The following is a 17,846-nucleotide window of genomic DNA, read 5'->3' on the forward strand; positions in this document are numbered from 1 at the left end:
AGTGGGGCTCCCTCGGCCTAGTACGAGAAGGCCATCGGCTTGTCGGCGTCACGGAGGTCGCCGCCGAGCTTCGTGGGCGGGTTGAGGTCGGACTCGCTGAGCTCCGGCGGGCCGGCCTTGACGTACTTGGCGAGCAGCCTGACCTCGATGACGGCGAGGACGGCGTACAGCAGGGTGAAGACGGACATCGAGGTGATGACCTCGGCCGTGGAGACGCCGGGGGAGACGGCGTCCTCGGTCCGCATCACGCCGTAGACCACCCAGGGCTGCCGGCCCATCTCGGTGAAGATCCAGCCCCAGGCGTTGGCGATCAGCGGGAAGGCCATGGTCCACAGCGCCAGCTGCCAGTACAGCCGGGTGAGCCGGGAGCCGAGCGGGTTCTTCAGCAGCACCAGGCGCGGGACCTCGTCCTCCCCGGTGCGGTGGGCGGCCGGCAGCAGGAACTTCTTGCGGGTCAGCCAGAGGCCGAGCAGACCGAGCGAGAAGGAGGCCATGCCGAAGCCGATCATCCAGCGGAAGCCCCAGTAGGCGACGGGGACGATGGGCTTGTAGTCACCGGGGCCGTACTTCTCCTGAAGGGCCTCGTTGGTGTCGTTGATCCCGGGCACGTACGAGTCGAAGTCGCTGTGGGCGAGGAAGGAGAGCAGTCCGGGGATCTCCAGGGCGACCTTGTTGTGACCCTCGTCGACGTCCCCGTAGGCGAACACGGAGAAGGGGGCGGGTTCCTCGCCGTCCCACAGGGCCTCGGCGGCGGCCATCTTCATCGGCTGCTGCTCGTACATGACCTTGCCGAGGGTGTCGCCGCTGACCGCGGTGAACAGGCCGCCGACCGCGAGGGTGACCAGGCCGAGGCGGAGGGAGGTCCGCATCACGGGGATGTGCTTCCTGCGCATGAGGTGGAAGGCCGCGATGCCCACCATGAAGGCACCGCCGGTCAGGAAGGCCGCGGAGAAGCTGTGGAAGACCTGGTTGAGCGTGGTGTTCTGGGTGAGCACCAGCCAGAAGTCGGTGAGTTCGGCGCGGCCCTTCTCCTCGTTGATCCGGTAGCCGACCGGGTGCTGCATCCAGGAGTTGGCGGCCAGGATGAAGTACGCCGACAGCAGGGTGCCGATCGAGACCATCCAGATGCAGGCCAGGTGGATCTTCTTGGGCAGCTTGTCCCAGCCGAAGATCCACAGGCCGATGAAGGTGGACTCGAAGAAGAACGCGATGAGGGCCTCGAAGGCGAGCGGGGCGCCGAAGACGTCACCGACGAACCGCGAGTAGTCGGACCAGTTCATGCCGAACTGGAACTCCTGCACGATGCCGGTGACCACGCCCATCGCGATGTTGATCAGGAAGAGCTTCCCCCAGAACTTCGTGGCTCCGAGGTACTTCTCCTTCCCGGTACGCACCCAGGCGGTCTGCAGCCCGGCGACAAGGGCGGCCAGCGAGATCGTCAGGGGAACGAAGAGGAAGTGGTAGACGGTGGTGATGCCGAACTGCCATCGCGCCAGGGTCTCCGGCGCCAGAGCCAGATCCACGTCGTCGCTCCTTACTCAGCGGTGGTCACAGCGACCGCTTGATCCCGTTCGTCCCGCCGCATCTCGGGAAAACGGGATGCGCTTGTGAACGCGTTCACATTCACAAGCAATTATGACCTACTGCTTTTCAGACCCGGAAGGGGGGTCCCGTGTGATGTCAACCCCTTCGCGCGCCCTTCCGTGGACACAGGGAAGCGGCCGGCGGGGATGCCTGCCGGCCGCTCGGAAGCGTGCTGCTCGGAACTCCTGCGTGCCGATCGCGGTGGTCGTCCCGATCACCGCGTCCGTGCAGGTCAGACCTGGTCAGACCCCCTTGCGGAAGCCCTCCGTCACCTTGAGGAAGATGTCGTTCGCCTCGGTCTCCCCGATCGTGACCCGCACGCCCTCCCCCGGGAACGGCCGGACGACCACTCCTGCCTGCTCGCACGCCTGCGCGAACGGCACCGTGCTCTCCCCCAGCCGCAGCCACACGAAGTTGGCCTGCGTCTCGGGCACCGTCCATCCCTGGGTCCGCAGCGCGTCCATCACCCGGTTCCGCTCGCACACCAGCGAGCCCACCCGGCCGATCAGCTCGTCCTCGGCCCGCAGCGAGGCGACCGCCGCGTCCTGGGCGATCTGGCTCACCCCGAACGGCACGGCCGTCTTGCGCAGCGCCGCGGCCACCGGCTCGTGCGCGATGGCGAAGCCCACCCGCAGCCCCGCGAGTCCGTAGGCCTTCGAGAAGGTCCGCAGGACACAGACGTTGCGCCGCTCCCGGTAGATCTCGACCCCGTCCGGCACCTCGGTGTCCCGGATGAACTCGCGGTAGGCCTCGTCGAGGACGACCAGGACGTCACCGGGCACCCGGTCGAGGAAACGCTCCAGCTCGGACCGTCGCACCACCGTGCCGGTGGGATTGTTCGGGTTGCAGACGAAGATCAGCCGGGTCCGGTCGGTGATCGCGTCGGCCATCGCGTCCAGGTCGTGCACATCGCCCGGGGTCAGCGGCACCTGGACCGACGCGGCACCGCTGATCCGGGTGATGATCGGGTACGCCTCGAACGACCGCCAGGCGTAGATCACCTCGTCACCGGGCCCGGAGGTCGCCTGCAGCAGCTGCTGGGCGACACCGACCGAACCGGTACCGGTGGCCACGTGGGAGGCGGGGACCCCGAACCGTTCGGCCAGCTCGGCCGTCAGGGCCGTGCACGCCATGTCCGGGTAGCGGTTGAAGGCGGACGCGGAGGCCGCCACGGTCTCCATCACGCCAGGCAGCGGCGGATAGGGGTTCTCGTTGGAGGACAGCTTGTACGCCGCCGGGCCGCCGGCCGCCGCCGGCTTGCCCGGCTTGTACGTGGGGATCCCCTCCAGCTCGGCGCGCAGCTTGGGGCTCGTCTCGCTCACCGCAGTCCTCCTCGCGAAGACCGGCGGCCCATGACCGCCGCCGACATCCAATACTGCTCACCTTATGAGGATTCGGCGCCGCTGCGTATAGGGGCGGCGGAGGCGCACCTCCGAGAGACACAGACCGCATCCGCCCCACCGTTCACGGCGGTAACAGGGGCAACATCACCCGTAGGGGTACGAACGGCGCGCGGGCGAGGGGCGCGCCGCACATATATCTATGCGCCGGTGGTTCGCGCCGTGGCGCGCATCCCTCGTGCAGGTGAGTTGAGACCTCTTCGCAACATCGGACCCTCGGCAGGCCCGCATGCGCCGACAGGCCAGGTCCTGGTTTTGGAACGTTCAACACCCTTTGTTTCCGAGGTTATTGACCGCTAATGATCTTGCAGAAACGTGCCTGTCAACGCGTGCATATGCGTCCGCCCTACCCCACCGCATGAGCCCTACTATCGGCTCGCCATGACAGCAGCAGGGAAGCACCAGGTGAGTCGCGCGGAAACCTCACGCCGAGGCAGCCGGCCGGGTCGAGCGGGCATCAGGGACGTGGCCGCCGCCGCCGGAGTCTCCATCACGACCGTCTCCGACGCCCTCAACGGCAAGGGCAGACTCCCGGACGCCACCCGGCGCCACGTCCGCGAGGTGGCCGACAGACTGGGGTACCGCCCCTCGGCCGCCGCCCGTACGCTCCGCACCGGGAAATCCGGACTCATCGGCCTGACCGTGACGACGTACGGGGATGAACCTTTCACCTTCACCGAGTTCGCGTACTTCGCCGAGATGGCGCGTGCCGCGACGTCCGCCGCGCTCGCCCGCGGTTACGCCCTGGTGATCCTTCCCGCGACCTCCCGCCACGACGTGTGGTCCAACGTCGCCCTGGACGGCACGGTCGTCATCGACCCCTCCGACCAGGACCCGGTGGTCAGCGAACTGGTCCGCCAGGGCTTACCCGTCGTCTCCGACGGCCGTCCGGCCGGATCACTGCCGGTCACGGCATGGGTCGACAACGACCACGAGGCCGCCGTCCTCGGCATCCTGGACCACCTCGCCGCCGCCGGCGCCCGCCGGATCGGCCTGCTCACCGGCACGACCACCGACACCTACACCCACCTGTCGACCACCGCCTACCTGCACTGGTGCGAGCGGGTGGGCCAGGACCCGGTGTACGAGGCCTATCCGGCGCACGATCCGTGCGCGGGCGCCGTCGCCGCCGACCGGCTCCTCGCCCGCCCCGACCGCCCCGACGCCGTGTACGGCCTGTTCGACCCGAACGGCACGGACCTGCTCGCCGCCGCCCGCCGCTACGGCCTGCGCGTCCCGGACGACCTGCTGCTCGTCTGCTGCAGCGAGTCCACCGTCTACGCCGGCACCGAGCCGCCGGTCACGACGCTCTCCCTGAAGCCGCGCCGCATCGGCACGGCGGTGGTCCAGCTGCTGATCGACGCCATCGAGGGCGTCGACTCCGACCACCCGGTCGAGCAGGTCATACCGACCGAACTGATCGTGCGTACCTCCTCGCAGCGCCGCCCGCCCCGCACGACCGTCAGCCCGCCGAGATCGCCGAAGGGGTCGTGAGGGCGGGAGCGGGAGGGCCCGCTGTGTGGACACTCCGCTTCCGGAGGGGGGAAGCGGGAGCGACGCCGGCCCGGCCTGCCCCGCGGGACCGGCACGGGTGACCGGATCACCCGCGGCGGGACGGCCGGGCCGGAAGGCCCGCCCGGAGGAGGACACGCGGCAGGGGAGGTCACGGCGGAGAGCACGCGGCGAAGGCGGCAAGGGAGCCGCCCAGAAAGCCGTAAAAGGGACGAAAGACACAGCGACCCGGAGTCTCGTCCCGATTCACCACCCCTGGGTCATCACACAGAGCGATCCGCATTCCTATGATGGGCCCACGACACCGCGGGCCGCTGCGACCAGGCAGTCCGACGCGGTGCAGACGCGGCGCGATGGTGGAGGGGTCGATGACTCAGGGGGCCGGTCAGGGACCCGAGGTGGAGCGGACGGCGACGTTGCGCGACTTCCGGGTACCCGCTTACGTCCACGAGACCGGCCCGTACGCCCGGAGCCCGCACCCCGGTGACGTCGTCCCGCCCGACGAGGTCCACCCCGAGGGGTACACGCCCACGCAGCGGGACCTCCCCGTCATCAACCGGGGTGACACCGTCCAGGTGACCGTCGACCCCGCGCCCGCCCCGCAGTCCGCCACCGGTCCGGGACCGCTGTACGTGGTCGGTGACGTCCACGGTTATCTCGACGAGCTGCTGGCCGCCCTCCGGGAACAGGGTCTCGTCGACTCCGCGGGCCAGTGGTGCGCCGGCACCGCGCGGCTGTGGTTCCTCGGCGACTTCACCGACCGCGGCCCGGACGGCATCGGCGTCATCGACCTCGTGATGCGGCTGTCCGCCGAGGCCGCCGCGGCCGGCGGCTACTGCAAGGCGCTCATGGGCAACCACGAGCTGCTGCTGCTCGGCGCCAAGCGGTTCGGCGACACCCCCGTCAACTCCGGGGCCGGCACCGCCACCTTCCAGGCGGCCTGGCTGCTCAACGGCGGCCAGAAGACCGACATGGACCGCCTCCAGGACCACCACCTGCAGTGGATGGCCCGCCTCGACGCCGTCGAGGAGGTCGACGGCCACCTGCTGCTCCACTCCGACACCACCGCCTACCTCGACTACGGCCGCTCCATCGAAGAGGTCAACGACACCGTCCGCGAGACGCTCACCCGCAACGACGCCGACGAGGTCTGGGACCTGTTCCGCAAGCTGACCAAGCGGTTCTCCTTCCGCGACGAGGGCGGCGCCGACGCGGTGCGCTCCCTGCTGGATACGTACGGCGGCACCCGGGTCGTTCACGGCCACAGCCCCATTCCGTATCTGCTGGGCGAAGTGGGCTCCGAGGACGGCGAGGACGACAGCGGCCCGGTGATCGCCGCACCCCATGTGTACGCCGACGGACTCGCCATCGCGATGGACGGCGGGGTCACCATGGCCGGAAAACTGCTGGTCCAGCAACTGCCGCTGGGCGTCTGAGCGTTCCGCGGGCCGCATCCGCGCGGCCCGCCGGCGCACCGCGCGGACGGCAATTTCGGTAAACCCCCTGTCACCGCGCGCCGTCACCGCTCTACCATCGGCTTATCCGTAGCAGGCTCCCCTCCGTTTCTGCCCGACGGCTCGTCAGCATGCCGAGCCCCAAGCCCTACGGAGCATCGGGGGATGCACATGAACAGCGTTCCGCAGCACCTGCTGAACGAGGACCGCCAGGAATACGAGCGGATTCTCGATGAGGCGCTGCGCTCCGCACCACACAACCCGGAACTGGCCGCTGCCGGGCAGCGGCTCAACACGGAACAACTGCGCACGATGGCGCTCAGCGCCACCGCGCTCATCACAGCGGCCGCGGCGACCGAGTACCAGCACTACGTGAAGGTCCGCGAGGAACTGCGCCGGCCGCCGGCGCAGGCCGCCCCGGCCGTCCGGGACTCCGGCTCCGCCGAGCCGGGCTCGGGCGCGTCGGGACTCGCCGCCACCATGGGCGAGGTCGCCGAGACGGCAGGCGCGGGCGCCGTGGCCGTGGTCGCCGTCCTGGCCCCCGTCCTGGCGGGAACGGCCGCGGCGATCTTCCTGCTCGTCGGCTACGTCCTGCGGATGCTCGACCCCGAAGCCGCGTTCGCCCGGACCATGCTCACCACGGGCTGGGTGTTCGGCGCGGTGACTGCGGTCGCCATCCTCGTGGCGGCCGTGGGGCTGCTGATCACCGCGCTTCGCAACAAGCCCTCGGCGCTCGGCGGCGCGTACCGCGAGCTCGACGAGGAGGTGACCCGGGCCAGGGACGTCTGGCGGGACGCCCTGCTGGAGCGGGGGATCGTCCCGTTCCTGCGGGAGGCCCTCACCGATCCGGCGACGGCCGCCGCGCTCCAGCCCACGGCACCGTCGGCGCCGGCCGGTCGTATGCCGCACCTCGGATACGACCGCCCGGGCTTCTCCAGCCCCGACAAGGGCTCGACCCGCGGTACACGGCCGAGCTACTCCAGTCCGGACTACTCGAGCCCGGACTTCGGGGGCCCGGAGCACCAGCCGGAGTGACCCGGCGGCCGGGACGGCCCGGAGTCCGTCCGTCGGCTTGCGCCCCCGCTCCGGGGGCGCGAGCCGGGTGGACGGGCCGGACACCGGCGGGCCCGGTCTCGGCCGGTTCCCGGCGGACCAGACGGCCAGACGGCCGGTCGGCGCGGCGGCCCGGCGGCCCGGCGGCCCGGCGGCCCGGCGGCCCGGCGGCCCGGCTCTCAGAGGATGCCCGCACGCCCCGCGGCGGTGATCCACAGCGGGAACTCGGACAGAAGCCGGTCGTACAGCTCCGGGTCCGGCACGGTGCTGATGTCGTCGACGGCGAAGAAGCCGACGTTGTCGACGCGGCGTCCCGGCAGCGTGTCGAACCGCTCCAGCACACCGTAGTTGGACTTGCCCAGCCCCACGAACTGCCAGAAGACGGGCTCCTCCACGGCCTCGCGCAGCTCCCGCTCGATCTCCTTGTTGCGGTAGACCCCGCCGTCCGAGAAGAACAGCACCAGCGTCGGGGCGGACGCCGGACGGTCGCGCACGAACGCGCGCACCTCGGCGATGACCTTCTGCTCCTCGTTCTGGATGCCGACGTCCCGCATGTCGACCTGGCTGGGATCCAGCCCCTTCTTCCGCCCGCGCCGGAAGAGACCCACCTCACCCACCCGCACGTGCAGCCGCAGCCACTCGGGAAGCTCGCCGATCCGCAGGTCCGGCAGCCGGGCCGGATTCGAGGCGAACGTCCAGGCCTGCATCTCCCCGTCGTCGTCCAGCTGGGCCGCGACCGCGGCCATCCGCTCGACGACGTCGGACACGATGCCCTTGGAGTACAGGAAGGACATGGACCCGGAGGCGTCCAGGACCAGGATGACGCGCGCGGTGACATGGGCGGCGCCGTGCTTGCGCAGACTGACCGCCACCTGTTCCTTGCGCAGCGACAGCCGCTTGCGCATGTCGACGGGCAGGTGCTCCTCACCCTTGGAGAGCCGGGGGCCGGACGTCTGAGCGGGGGCGACGGCTGTCCCCGCCGGCGGGGCGGACGTCTGTGCCGGGGCGACGGGCGTCCGGGCCGGAGTGGCGGGCGGGACCGGCGGGGCCGGCGGAGCTGCGCTCACGGCAGGCGCCGGGGCGGTCGCCGCAGCGGGCTCGTCGACGGTGATGCCGAAGTCCGTGGCCAGCCCGGCGAGCCCGGCGGCGTAGCCCTGCCCCACCGCGCGGAACTTCCACTTCCCCTGGCGCCGGTACAACTCGCCGCCGATGAAGGCGGTCTCGGTCCCCGCGGCCATGTCGAACCGGGCGATCTCGCCTCCCGTGCCCGCGTCGAGCAGCCTGAGCACAAGCCCCGGCACCTGGCCGAACGTCCCGCCGTCGGCCGAGGCGCACAGGGCGATCCGTTCGACGTCCGATGCGACCGCGCCCAGGTCCACCTCCAGGGTGTCCGTGGTGGCACCGGCCGCGCTCCGCTTGCCCAGGTGGGTCACGGCACCGGACGTGTGCCGCGGCTGGTTGTAGAAGACGAAGTCGCCGTCGTCCCGCACCCGCCCCGCCTCCGTGAGCAGCAACGCCGAGGCGTCGATGTCCGGCACGCCGGCGCCTGCCCCCCAAGCGAGCTCGGCACGCACCACGGAGGCGTCGACGGGAAGGTTGGACCCCTTGCTCATGGAACTCGCTGTCATGAGCCCAGTCTGCCCACCCGCCCCGCCGAAGACGAGGCAGCCTCCGCAGGAGCGGCGCCCTTCCCGCACGCCGCTCCCGCGAGGGACGTCAGTCCGCGATCGGCAGGTACACCCTGTTCCCGCTCGCCGCGAACTCCTTCGACTTGCGCAGCATCCCCTCGGCGATCTCCTCGGAGGACGCCCCCTCGGCCGCCGTACCGCCGAACCGCTCCGTGATGCTGTGGCTGATCTTCATCGAGCAGAACTTCGGGCCGCACATCGAGCAGAAGTGGGCCGTCTTGGCGGGTTCCGCCGGGAGGGTCTCGTCGTGGAACTCCCGGGCGGTGTCCGGGTCAAGGGCGAGGTTGAACTGGTCCTCCCACCGGAACTCGAAGCGGGCGTCGGACAGTGCGTCGTCCCACTCCTGCGCGCCGGGGTGCCCCTTGGCGAGGTCCGCGGCGTGTGCGGCGATCTTGTAGGTGATCACGCCGGTCTTGACGTCGTCCCGGTTGGGCAGGCCCAGGTGCTCCTTGGGCGTGACGTAGCAGAGCATGGCGGTGCCCCACCAGGCGATCATCGCGGCGCCGATGCCGGAGGTGATGTGGTCGTACGCGGGCGCCACGTCGGTGGTCAGCGGGCCGAGCGTGTAGAACGGGGCCTCGTCGCAGATCTCCTGCTGGAGGTCGATGTTCTCCTTGATCTTGTGCATCGGGACGTGTCCCGGGCCCTCGATCATGGTCTGGACGTCGAAGCGCTTCGCGATCCTGTTGAGCTCGCCGAGCGTGCGCAGCTCCGCGAACTGCGCCTCGTCGTTGGCGTCCGCGATGGAGCCGGGCCGCAGGCCGTCACCCAGCGAGTAGGTGACGTCGTACGCGGCGAGGATCTCGCAGAGCTCCTCGAAGTTCTCATACAGGAACGACTCCTTGTGGTGCGCCAGGCACCACGCGGCCATGATGGAGCCGCCCCGGGAGACGATGCCCGTCTTGCGGTGCGCGGTGAGCGGTACGTACGCGAGGCGCACGCCCGCATGGACCGTCATGTAGTCGACGCCCTGCTCGGCCTGTTCGATGACGGTGTCCTTGTAGATCTCCCAGGTCAGCTCCTCGGCCCGGCCGTCGACCTTCTCCAGGGCCTGGTAGAGCGGCACCGTCCCGATGGGAACGGGGGAGTTGCGCAGCACCCACTCGCGGGTGGTGTGGATGTTGCGGCCCGTGGAGAGGTCCATGACCGTGTCGGCGCCCCAGCGGGTCGCCCAGGTCATCTTCTCCACTTCCTCCTCGATGGAGGACGTCACGGCCGAGTTGCCGATGTTGGCGTTGACCTTCACCAGGAACCGCTTGCCGATGATCATCGGCTCGATCTCCGGGTGGTTGACGTTGGCCGGCAGCACCGCCCGGCCCGCCGCGATCTCCTCACGGACCACCTCGGGAGAGACGTTCTCCCGGAGCGCCACGAACTCCATCTCGGGCGTGACCTCGCCGCGGCGCGCGTACGCCAGCTGGGTGACCGCCCGGCCGCTCCGGCCCCGCCGTGGCTGGCGTGGCCGGCCGGGGAAGACGGCGTCCAGATTGCGCAGTCCGCCGCGCGGTGAGGTGTGCTTGATCCCGTCGTCCTCGGGACGGACGGGACGGCCCGCGTACTCCTCGGTGTCCCCACGGGCGACGATCCAGCTCTCCCGCAGCGGACTCAGCCCGCGGCGGACATCCGTGTCGACGAGCGGATCGGTGTACGGACCGGACGTGTCGTACAGGGTGACCGACCGTCCGTTGGTGAGGTGCACCTGACGGACCGGCACCCGCAGGTCGGGGCGGCTGCCGCCGACGTACGCCTTGTGCCAGCCGACGGACTTCCCGGCCTCCCCGTCCACCGACGTCTCCGTCGGGTTCTGCGTGGAGGCAGGCGTGCGTGCGTCCTTGTTGGTCATGAGACCTACTCCCTACGCCGGCATTACCCGGTAACAGGTTCGGCGGTCGACGCAGCGTTGTCCGTCTGTCGGCGTTCCGTGTGAAACATCACTCGACATCGGTGATGTTTCATGTGAAACGTCGCTGGGACGGAGGTCAGCGCCCTCTCAGCCCGGTGCTCCGAGCTCCCGCGTGTACAAAAGGTGCCACCACGCTAGCGTCCTTTCTGGCGCGGTGAACAGAGGGCCCCCGTCGTTCTTGCGATGATCGAGCGGTGACCCCGACTCAGCCTCCTCCGTACCCACCACCCGAACCACCGCACGGCTCCGGCGCCGGTCACGGGCACGGTCCCGGACAGGGGCACGCGCACGGCCATGGGCACAGCCACAGCCACGGTCCGGCGGCGCCCGTCTCCCGGCATCTGCGCAGGGTCATCGCGGCGATCCTGATCCCGTTCGCCGCGGCGGTACTGATCGCGCTCGCCGTGCTGTGGCCCGGCGGCGCACCGGCGCACGAACGCACCGGCGTCGGCTTCGACCGGCAGACGGAACACGCCACGGTCACCAAGGTGGTCGAGGTGAGCTGCCAGTCCGTGAACGCCTCCGGGGGTGTCCCCACCGGTGACACCTCCACCGCCGAGGGTTCCTCCGCACAGCAACAGGCGGACGGCACCTGCAAGAAGGCGACGATCCGGGTCGACACCGGCGACGACAAGGGCCGTACGTTCGACGAGATCGTGCAGCCGGACCAGTCCCGTCAGCTGGAGCTGGGACAGGAGGTCGTGGTCGCCTACGAGCCCTCGGCCCCCGCGGACCTGCAGTACTCGGTCACCGACATCAACCGGCGCCTCCCGCTGGCACTGCTCGCCGGTATCTTCGCGCTCGCCGTCGTGGCCGTGGGAAGGATCCGCGGTGTCATGGCCCTCGTCGCCCTCGCGGTCAGCTTCCTGGTGCTGAACTTCTTCATCCTGCCGGCCATCCTCCAGGGCTCGAACCCCCTGGTCGTGGCGGTGGTGGGAGCGAGCGTGATCATGCTGCTCGCCCTGTACCTCTGTCACGGGTTCTCCGCACGCACCTCGGTGGCGGTGCTCGGCACGCTCATCTCCCTGCTGCTGATCGGCGTCCTGGGCTCGGTGTTCATCGGCTGGGCCGCGCTCACCGGCAACACCGACGACAACACCGGGCTGATCCACGGGCTGTTCCCCGGGATCGACATGAGCGGTCTGCTGCTGGCCGGTGTCATCATCGGGTCGCTCGGTGTCCTCGACGACGTGACGGTCACGCAGACGTCCGCGGTCTGGGAACTGCACGAGGCCAACCCCTCGCTGGGGCGGCGCGGCCTGTACCGCGCGGGAATCCGGATCGGCCGGGATCACATCGCGTCCGTGGTCAACACCCTGGTCCTCGCCTACGCGGGGGCTGCCCTGCCCCTGCTGCTGCTGTTCTCCATCGCGCAGAGCAGCGTGGGCACGGTCGCCAACAGCGAGCTGGTGGCGGAGGAGATCGTGCGCACCCTGATCGGCTCCATCGGTCTGGTCGCCTCGGTGCCGGTCACCACGGCGCTGGCCGCGCTGATGGTCGCCGCCGACCGCCCGACGGCACCGACGTCCGCGCAGACTCAGGGCCAGGAGCGCGCGCCGCGGGCCGGCGGCCAGCTTCCGGATGCCCGGTCGGCCGTGGGACGCGGTGGCAGGGGAAGGCGCCGCAAGCGCTGAGACCCGCGAGGCTCCGCGAGCCGGGGCGGAACCGCGCTGAAGCGTTCCGCCACCGGCCCGGCCGTCCGGTGGACCACCAGGTCAGCCGGCGCTCTGCTCCGCCAGGATCCGGTCCAGTGCGTCGTCGAGGTGGGCGTCGAAGTCGGCGAGCGCGCCCTCCTGCCCCAGCGGCACCAGCTTGTCGGTGCGGTCGAGGAACGCCACGAGCGGTGCCGTCGACGAGCGGAACAGTGCCTGGTCGCTGCCGACCTGAAGTCTGATCAGGACCTCGCCCAGCATGTCGGGATCGACCGGCGACACCCGGACGTCCCCCTCCCCGCACGGTCGGCCCACGCCGTCGATGAGCAGCTCACGGCCGAAGGCCCAGGTCACGGGCGCGTCCCCGGGCAGGTGGAAGGTGAGCCGCACGGCGTAGGGATCACAGGTGTCGTAACGCAGCTCCACCGGGATGCGGAAGGACAGCTCCTCCGACACGAGAAAGCTCATCATGACCTCTGCCTGTACGGATTCGCGCATCGCCTACCCCGTCATTCGCCGCGGACTGGCCGGGCATGGACTCTGACACCACATGAAATCTTGCTGAACGTACACGGCAGATCACAAGGAGTGAGTTTTCAGATACTGATAGACAGTGCGAACGACCCCAGCATGCGCCCCAGTTCGGCCTGGAGGTGCTGGGCCGCGGGGAGCAGCCGGTCGCCCTGGTGTGCGGGCAGGGAGAGGGCGATCGAGGCCGCCGTGGCGCCGACGGTGATCGGGATGGCCGCGCACACCGTCCCCGGGGCGTATTCCTGCCGTTCCGTCACCAGATCCATGCGCCGGGTCCGGTCCAGGCGTCTGAGCAGGTCGTGATCGTCGCGCACGGTGTACGGCGTGAGGGGACGCACCGGGTAGCGGCTCAGGTGGTCGCGGCGGGCCGCCCCGTCGAGCTGGGCGAGCAGGCACTGTCCGATGGCGTGGGCGTGGCCGGTCTCGCGGAAGTCGGCCCACTCCTCGACCGCGGGGTTGCCCGGGGTGTCGGAGACGCAGAGGACCTCGATCTCACCCTCGCGGTACACCGCGTAGTACACCGGGACGCCGATCGCGTCCCGCCAGCGGGCGAGGGTGTCGACGACCTTGCTGCGACGTTTCTGCCGGGCTCCGCTGCCGCTCAGCCGCTCGGCCGCCTCGCCGAGGAAGAAGAGCCCCTTGTCCCGGCGCAGATAGCCCTCGTGCACGAGGGTGCGCAGCAGGTGGTACGTGGTGGGGAGGGCGAGCCCGGTCTCACGCGCCAGCTGTTTGGCGGGGGCCCCGTAGGCGTGTCCGGCGACGGTCTCCAGCAGGCGCACGGCCCTCTGCACGGAGCCGATGAGCGTCGCGGTGGGCGGTGGCGGCGCCGGGGACCGGGGCTGCGGGGGGACCGCGGTCAGATGGGCGGAGGTGCCAGTCGTGGCCAAGGGTCACTCCCGTAACGCGAGGGGGCAGCCCGTGCGGGAACACGGGGTGGGGGGTCGCCGCTCGCGGGGACCGTCCCCGCGTCGAGTTCCGGACTCTAACGGGCTGTCACCTCACGCATACGGCCCGTAGGAGAAACTTCCCCCACCCGAGGGAACCGGCAGTTCCTGTCACCGCCCCGCCGGTCCCCCTCGGCTCACCAGTCGCTGCGCGACGAGGAACTCGACATGAACTTGCGGACGACGTAGATCAGTCCGCCGACCAGCGCCACGAACACCAGCAGCTTGAAGAGCAGACCGATCACGAAACCGACCACGCTCGCTATGAGTCCGCCGAACACCACCAGGGCGATGACCGGCACCGCGATCCACTTCACCCACCACGGCATTCCCGTGAAGATCTCTCGCATCGCCCTCGTCCTTGTCTCTCCGCCGGTCGGGTGCCGGAGCGCGTTCATGATGTCCTGCACCTGATGCTAGGGCGGCGGGGGGTCCCACGGGGGCCGCGGACCCCTTGTCCTCCCCTGACCGATCCCCTAGGGAACCCGCGGTGCCCGGCTCAGCTCTCCGGGGGAGAGAACACCACCAGGACCCGCAGGTCCTCGCTGATGTGGTGGAACTTGTGGGCCACCCCCGCCGGTACGTAGACCACGCTGCCGCGCGCCACCTGCGTGGTCTCCATGCCCACGGTGATCGACGCCCGGCCGCTCACGACGAAGTACACCTCGTCCTGGCTGTGCGGCTGCTGTGGATCTTGGGAGCCGGCGTCGAGGGCGTAGAGGCCCACCGACATGTTCCGCTCCCGCAGGAACTGCAGGTACGCCCCGTCGTTGGCGGCGCGTTCCGCCTCCAGTTCGTCCAGCCGGAATGCCTTCATCTCCTGGTCCCGCCCCTGCCTCGCGCCCGATCGTGTCTGCCACGATCAGACACATGATGAATTTCCTAGTCAAGACGATCGCCAACGCGGGCGCCCTGGCCGTGGCGGTGTGGCTGCTCGACAAGATCACCCTCACCGGCAACAGCACGGGCAAGGAGATCGGCACCCTGCTCCTGGTCGCCTTGATCTTCGGCCTGGTGAACTTCCTGGTCAAGCCGGTCGTGCAACTGCTGAGCCTGCCGCTTCTCATCGTGACGCTCGGACTGTTCACCCTGGTGGTCAACGCCCTGATGCTGCTGCTCACCTCCTGGCTGGCGGACCAGCTCGACCTGAGTTTCCACGTCGAGGGCTTCTGGACGGCCGTACTGGGCGGTCTGATCATCTCCGTCGTCTCCTGGGCACTCAACGTCGTGCTGCCCGACAGGGACTGACCGCGATGACCTACCGCGTCTGTTTCGTCTGCACCGGCAACATCTGCCGCTCCCCGATGGCCGAGTCCGTCTTCCGCGCACGGGTGGCGGAGGCCGGGCTCGACGGCCTGGTCGAGGTGGACAGCGCCGGCACGGGCGGCTGGCACGAGGGCGAGGGTGCCGACCCCCGCACGGAGACCGTGCTGCGCGGGCACGGTTACGACGCCGACCACACGGCCCGGCAGTTCGATGCGTCCTGGTTCGCCCGCCTCGACCTCGTCGTCGCGCTCGACGAGAGCCACCTCCGGGCGCTGCGGCGCCTCGCCCCCACGGAGCGGGACTCGGACAAGGTACGCCTGCTGCGTTCGTACGACCCCGCCGCCGGTGACGACCTCGACGTGCCGGATCCCTACTACGGCGGGCCGGACGGTTTCGACGCATGTCTTGAGATGGTGGAGTCGGCGAGCAGCGGGTTGCTCGCCGCGGTACGCAAGCACGTGGAAGGACATGCGGCATGAACGATGCGACGTCGACGGGCGCGGGCCACGGCCCGGTCGTGCCCGGAGGGGCCGGTGACGGCACCCGTGCGGTGCGGGCCGGGCTGCCCGAGCCGGTCAAGCACGAGCCCACCCTGCCCGGGCCGGTGTTCGCGGCCCACTTCCATCTGCCGGGCGACCCCACCGGCCCGTACACCTACGGCCGGGACGAGAACCCGACCTGGACGCTGCTCGAACGGGCCATCTCGGAGCTGGAGGCGCCCGGGCGGGACGACGTCGAGACGCTGGTGTTCGCCTCGGGCATGGCCGCGATCTCCTCGGTGCTCTTCTCCCAGCTGCGCGCCGGGGACGCCGTGGTCCTGCCGGACGACGGTTACCAGGCGCTGCCGCTGGTACGCGCGCAGCTGGAGGCGTACGGCATCGAGGTGCGCACGGCGCCCACCGGCGGTGATGCCCAGCTCGAGGTCCTCGACGGGGCGAGGCTGCTGTGGATCGAGACACCCTCCAATCCCGGCCTGGACGTGTGCGACGTGCGGCGGCTCGCCGAGGCGGCGCACGCGCAGGGCGCCCTGGTCGCCGTGGACAACACCCTCGCCACACCGCTCGGCCAGCTGCCGCTGGAGCTCGGCGCCGACTTCGCCGTGGCCAGCGGCACCAAGCAGCTCACCGGACACGGCGATGTGCTGCTGGGGTACGTCACGGGCCGCTCGGGCGAGGCGATGGCCGCCGTCCGACGCTGGCGCAAGATCGCCGGGGCGATCCCCGGACCGATGGAGGCCTGGCTCGCGCACCGCTCGATCGCCACGCTCCAGCTGCGGGTCGACCGGCAGAACGCCACCGCTCTGACGCTCGCCCGAGCGCTGCGGGAGCGGCCGGAGGTGACGGACCTGCGCTACCCGGGCCTGCCCGACGACCCCTCGCACAAGACCGCCTCGCTGCAGATGCGGCGCTACGGATGCGTGGTGTCCTTCACCCTGCCCTCGCGCGCGCGAGCCGACCGGTTCCTCGACGCGCTGCGACTGGTGGACGACGCGACGAGCTTCGGCGGGGTGCGGTCCACGGCCGAGCGGCGCGGGCGCTGGGGCGGGGACGCGGTCCCGGAGGGCTTCGTCCGCTTCTCCGTGGGCGCCGAGGATCCGGCGGACCTGGTGGCGGACGTGCTGCGGGCCCTGGACGCGTCAGCCGGCTGACGGCCCCGGCGGCCCGGGCGCCGGCGGACGTCCGAGTGCCGGCGGGCGTCCGAGTGCCGGATGTCCGCGCGTCGGGCGGGCGTGCGTCGCGGCGGACGGTCCGAGCCTCCCCCCTCGTGGCTCGGACCGTCCTCGGTTCTGCGCGCGAAGAACCGCGCGGTCTAGGCTAGTTGACTCACTGTCAGTGTCCAATCACAGTAGCGACAGCGGCCTATCGACTTATTTATAGTTGGCCGAGTCCGGACCTGCGGCGAGGGCCGAAGCGAGGAGGGTGTTCCGTGGATCTGGCCTTGCTGCGGACCTTCGTGACCGTGCACCGGGCCGGTTCCTTCACCCGTGCCGCCGCCCTGCTCGGGCTGTCCCAGCCGGCCGTCACCTCCCAGATCCGGACTCTGGAACGCCAGCTGGGACGCCCGCTGTTCCTGCGCCAGGCACGCGGTGTGACTCCGACGACCATCGGCGACGAGCTCGCCCACAAGGCCGCGCCCCATCTCGACGCCCTGGTGGAGATAGCCGAGTCCGGGGTGGAGGAGGACTCCTCCTTACGGACGCTGCACCTGGCCGGCCCTCCGGAGTTCACCGCCGAGCGGGCGCTGCCCGCGCTGACGGAGCTGACCGGGGAGGACGGCCAGGCTTTCGCCCTGCGCGCCTCCTTCGGAACGGCGGAGGAAACCCTGGAAGGGCTTGCCGCCGGGCATCATGATCTGGCCATCAGTACGGCGCGTCCCCGCGGCGCCCTGCTCACTGCGACCGCGCTCTGCGACGAGGAACACGTCCTGGTCGCCGCTCCGCGCTGGGCCGGGCGGATCGGATCCGGCACACTCCGCAGGACCGGACCGGCGGCCCTGGACCAGATCCCGGTGGTCGAGGTCCACGAGTCACTGCCGTTCGTCTCCCGCTACTGGGCATCCGTCTTCGACTCCCGTCCGGTCGCGCCGGGCACCGTCGTCGTCCCGGATCTACGCGCGGTGCTGGCCTGTGCCACCGCGGGAGCGGGGCTTGCGGTGCTGCCCCGCTACTTGTGCACGGCCGCACTGGCCCGGGGTGAGGTGGTCGCCCTGCACGAACCGGCGGTGCCGCCGCTGCGTACCTACTTCCTGGTGGTGCGCACCGGCACGCTGGCGATGCCGCACATCGCGCGGGCCCACGCGTGGCTGGAGCGGGCGGCCGGCGACTGGTGCTGAGCGGCCGGGGGCGTTCCTCGCACGGGA

Annotated in this window: 16 protein-coding genes; 8 read left to right on the forward strand and 8 right to left on the reverse strand. The window is 70.6% G+C overall.

Annotated features, from left to right (window positions below):
• Positions 1-17: 17 nt before the first annotated feature.
• Together IE118_RS09055 and hisC are read right to left on the reverse strand one after the other, a co-directional pair.
• Entirely contained in the window at positions 18-1,523 is a 1,506-nt protein-coding gene (locus IE118_RS09055) for a cytochrome ubiquinol oxidase subunit I (RefSeq protein ID WP_189557236.1), read from the reverse strand.
• Positions 1,524-1,826: 303 nt separating this feature from the next.
• On the reverse strand, positions 1,827-2,906 hold the full coding sequence (hisC, locus tag IE118_RS09060) for a histidinol-phosphate transaminase (protein WP_189557237.1): 1,080 nt from the start codon (positions 2,904-2,906) through the stop codon (positions 1,827-1,829).
• A 459-nt stretch (positions 2,907-3,365) separates the two neighbouring features.
• On the opposite strand from hisC, the gene IE118_RS09065 reads away from it, so the two are divergent.
• The 3 genes from IE118_RS09065 to IE118_RS09075 all read left to right on the forward strand — a co-directional run bounded on the left by IE118_RS09065 (position 3,366) and on the right by IE118_RS09075 (position 6,985).
• Positions 3,366-4,478: a LacI family DNA-binding transcriptional regulator gene (locus IE118_RS09065; RefSeq protein ID WP_189557238.1), complete on the forward strand. Its 1,113-nt coding sequence runs from the start codon at positions 3,366-3,368 to the stop codon at positions 4,476-4,478.
• Between the two features lie 371 nt (positions 4,479-4,849).
• Positions 4,850-5,932, forward strand: a complete 1,083-nt coding sequence (locus IE118_RS09070; RefSeq protein WP_268248931.1) for a metallophosphoesterase — start codon at positions 4,850-4,852, stop codon at positions 5,930-5,932.
• A gap of 183 nt (positions 5,933-6,115) precedes the next feature.
• Positions 6,116-6,985, forward strand: a complete 870-nt coding sequence (locus tag IE118_RS09075) for a hypothetical protein (RefSeq protein WP_189557240.1) — start codon at positions 6,116-6,118, stop codon at positions 6,983-6,985.
• A gap of 197 nt (positions 6,986-7,182) precedes the next feature.
• Here the strand turns inward: IE118_RS09075 and IE118_RS09080 are convergent, their stop codons facing one another.
• Together IE118_RS09080 and thiC are read right to left on the reverse strand one after the other, a co-directional pair.
• Positions 7,183-8,631 carry a VWA domain-containing protein gene (locus IE118_RS09080; RefSeq protein ID WP_189557241.1) on the reverse strand — a complete coding sequence of 483 codons (1,449 nt, stop codon included), beginning with the start codon at positions 8,629-8,631 and terminating at the stop codon, positions 7,183-7,185.
• 88 nt (positions 8,632-8,719) lie between these two features.
• Positions 8,720-10,534, reverse strand: a complete 1,815-nt coding sequence (gene thiC / locus IE118_RS09085; RefSeq protein ID WP_229846727.1) for a phosphomethylpyrimidine synthase ThiC — start codon at positions 10,532-10,534, stop codon at positions 8,720-8,722.
• Positions 10,535-10,788: 254 nt separating this feature from the next.
• On the opposite strand from thiC, the gene IE118_RS09090 reads away from it, so the two are divergent.
• On the forward strand, positions 10,789-12,228 hold the full coding sequence (locus tag IE118_RS09090; protein WP_189557242.1) for a YibE/F family protein: 1,440 nt from the start codon (positions 10,789-10,791) through the stop codon (positions 12,226-12,228).
• Positions 12,229-12,309: 81 nt separating this feature from the next.
• Here the strand turns inward: IE118_RS09090 and IE118_RS09095 are convergent, their stop codons facing one another.
• From IE118_RS09095 to IE118_RS09110, 4 genes are all read right to left on the reverse strand, one after another.
• Positions 12,310-12,744, reverse strand: coding sequence for an SsgA family sporulation/cell division regulator (locus tag IE118_RS09095; RefSeq protein ID WP_189557243.1), 435 nt, complete (start codon positions 12,742-12,744; stop codon positions 12,310-12,312).
• A gap of 98 nt (positions 12,745-12,842) precedes the next feature.
• Positions 12,843-13,577 carry an IclR family transcriptional regulator gene (locus IE118_RS09100; protein ID WP_306430401.1) on the reverse strand — a complete coding sequence of 245 codons (735 nt, stop codon included), beginning with the start codon at positions 13,575-13,577 and terminating at the stop codon, positions 12,843-12,845.
• Positions 13,578-13,858: 281 nt separating this feature from the next.
• A complete protein-coding gene (locus IE118_RS09105) occupies positions 13,859-14,071 on the reverse strand; it encodes a DUF5326 family protein (RefSeq protein WP_189557245.1) in 213 nt (70 codons plus the stop codon).
• Between the two features lie 149 nt (positions 14,072-14,220).
• Positions 14,221-14,538 (reverse strand): cupin domain-containing protein, encoded by a 318-nt coding sequence (locus tag IE118_RS09110; protein WP_189557246.1) that lies wholly within the window; start codon positions 14,536-14,538, stop codon positions 14,221-14,223.
• Positions 14,539-14,591: 53 nt separating this feature from the next.
• Between IE118_RS09110 and IE118_RS09115 the strand changes: the two genes are divergently transcribed.
• From IE118_RS09115 to IE118_RS09130, 4 genes are all read left to right on the forward strand, one after another.
• On the forward strand, positions 14,592-14,969 hold the full coding sequence (locus IE118_RS09115) for a phage holin family protein (protein ID WP_189557247.1): 378 nt from the start codon (positions 14,592-14,594) through the stop codon (positions 14,967-14,969).
• Between the two features lie 5 nt (positions 14,970-14,974).
• Positions 14,975-15,466, forward strand: coding sequence for a low molecular weight protein-tyrosine-phosphatase (locus IE118_RS09120; protein ID WP_189557248.1), 492 nt, complete (start codon positions 14,975-14,977; stop codon positions 15,464-15,466).
• A complete protein-coding gene (locus IE118_RS09125; RefSeq protein ID WP_189557249.1) occupies positions 15,463-16,635 on the forward strand; it encodes a cystathionine gamma-lyase in 1,173 nt (390 codons plus the stop codon). Before IE118_RS09120 ends, IE118_RS09125 begins: the two co-directional genes overlap by 4 nt.
• 278 nt (positions 16,636-16,913) lie before the next feature.
• Positions 16,914-17,819 (forward strand): LysR family transcriptional regulator, encoded by a 906-nt coding sequence (locus tag IE118_RS09130; RefSeq protein WP_189557250.1) that lies wholly within the window; start codon positions 16,914-16,916, stop codon positions 17,817-17,819.
• Positions 17,820-17,846: the final 27 nt, after the last annotated feature.

The sequence above is a fragment of the Streptomyces pilosus genome (assembly GCF_014649835.1).
In the GTDB taxonomy this organism is placed as follows: Bacteria; Actinomycetota; Actinomycetes; order Streptomycetales; family Streptomycetaceae; genus Streptomyces; species Streptomyces pilosus.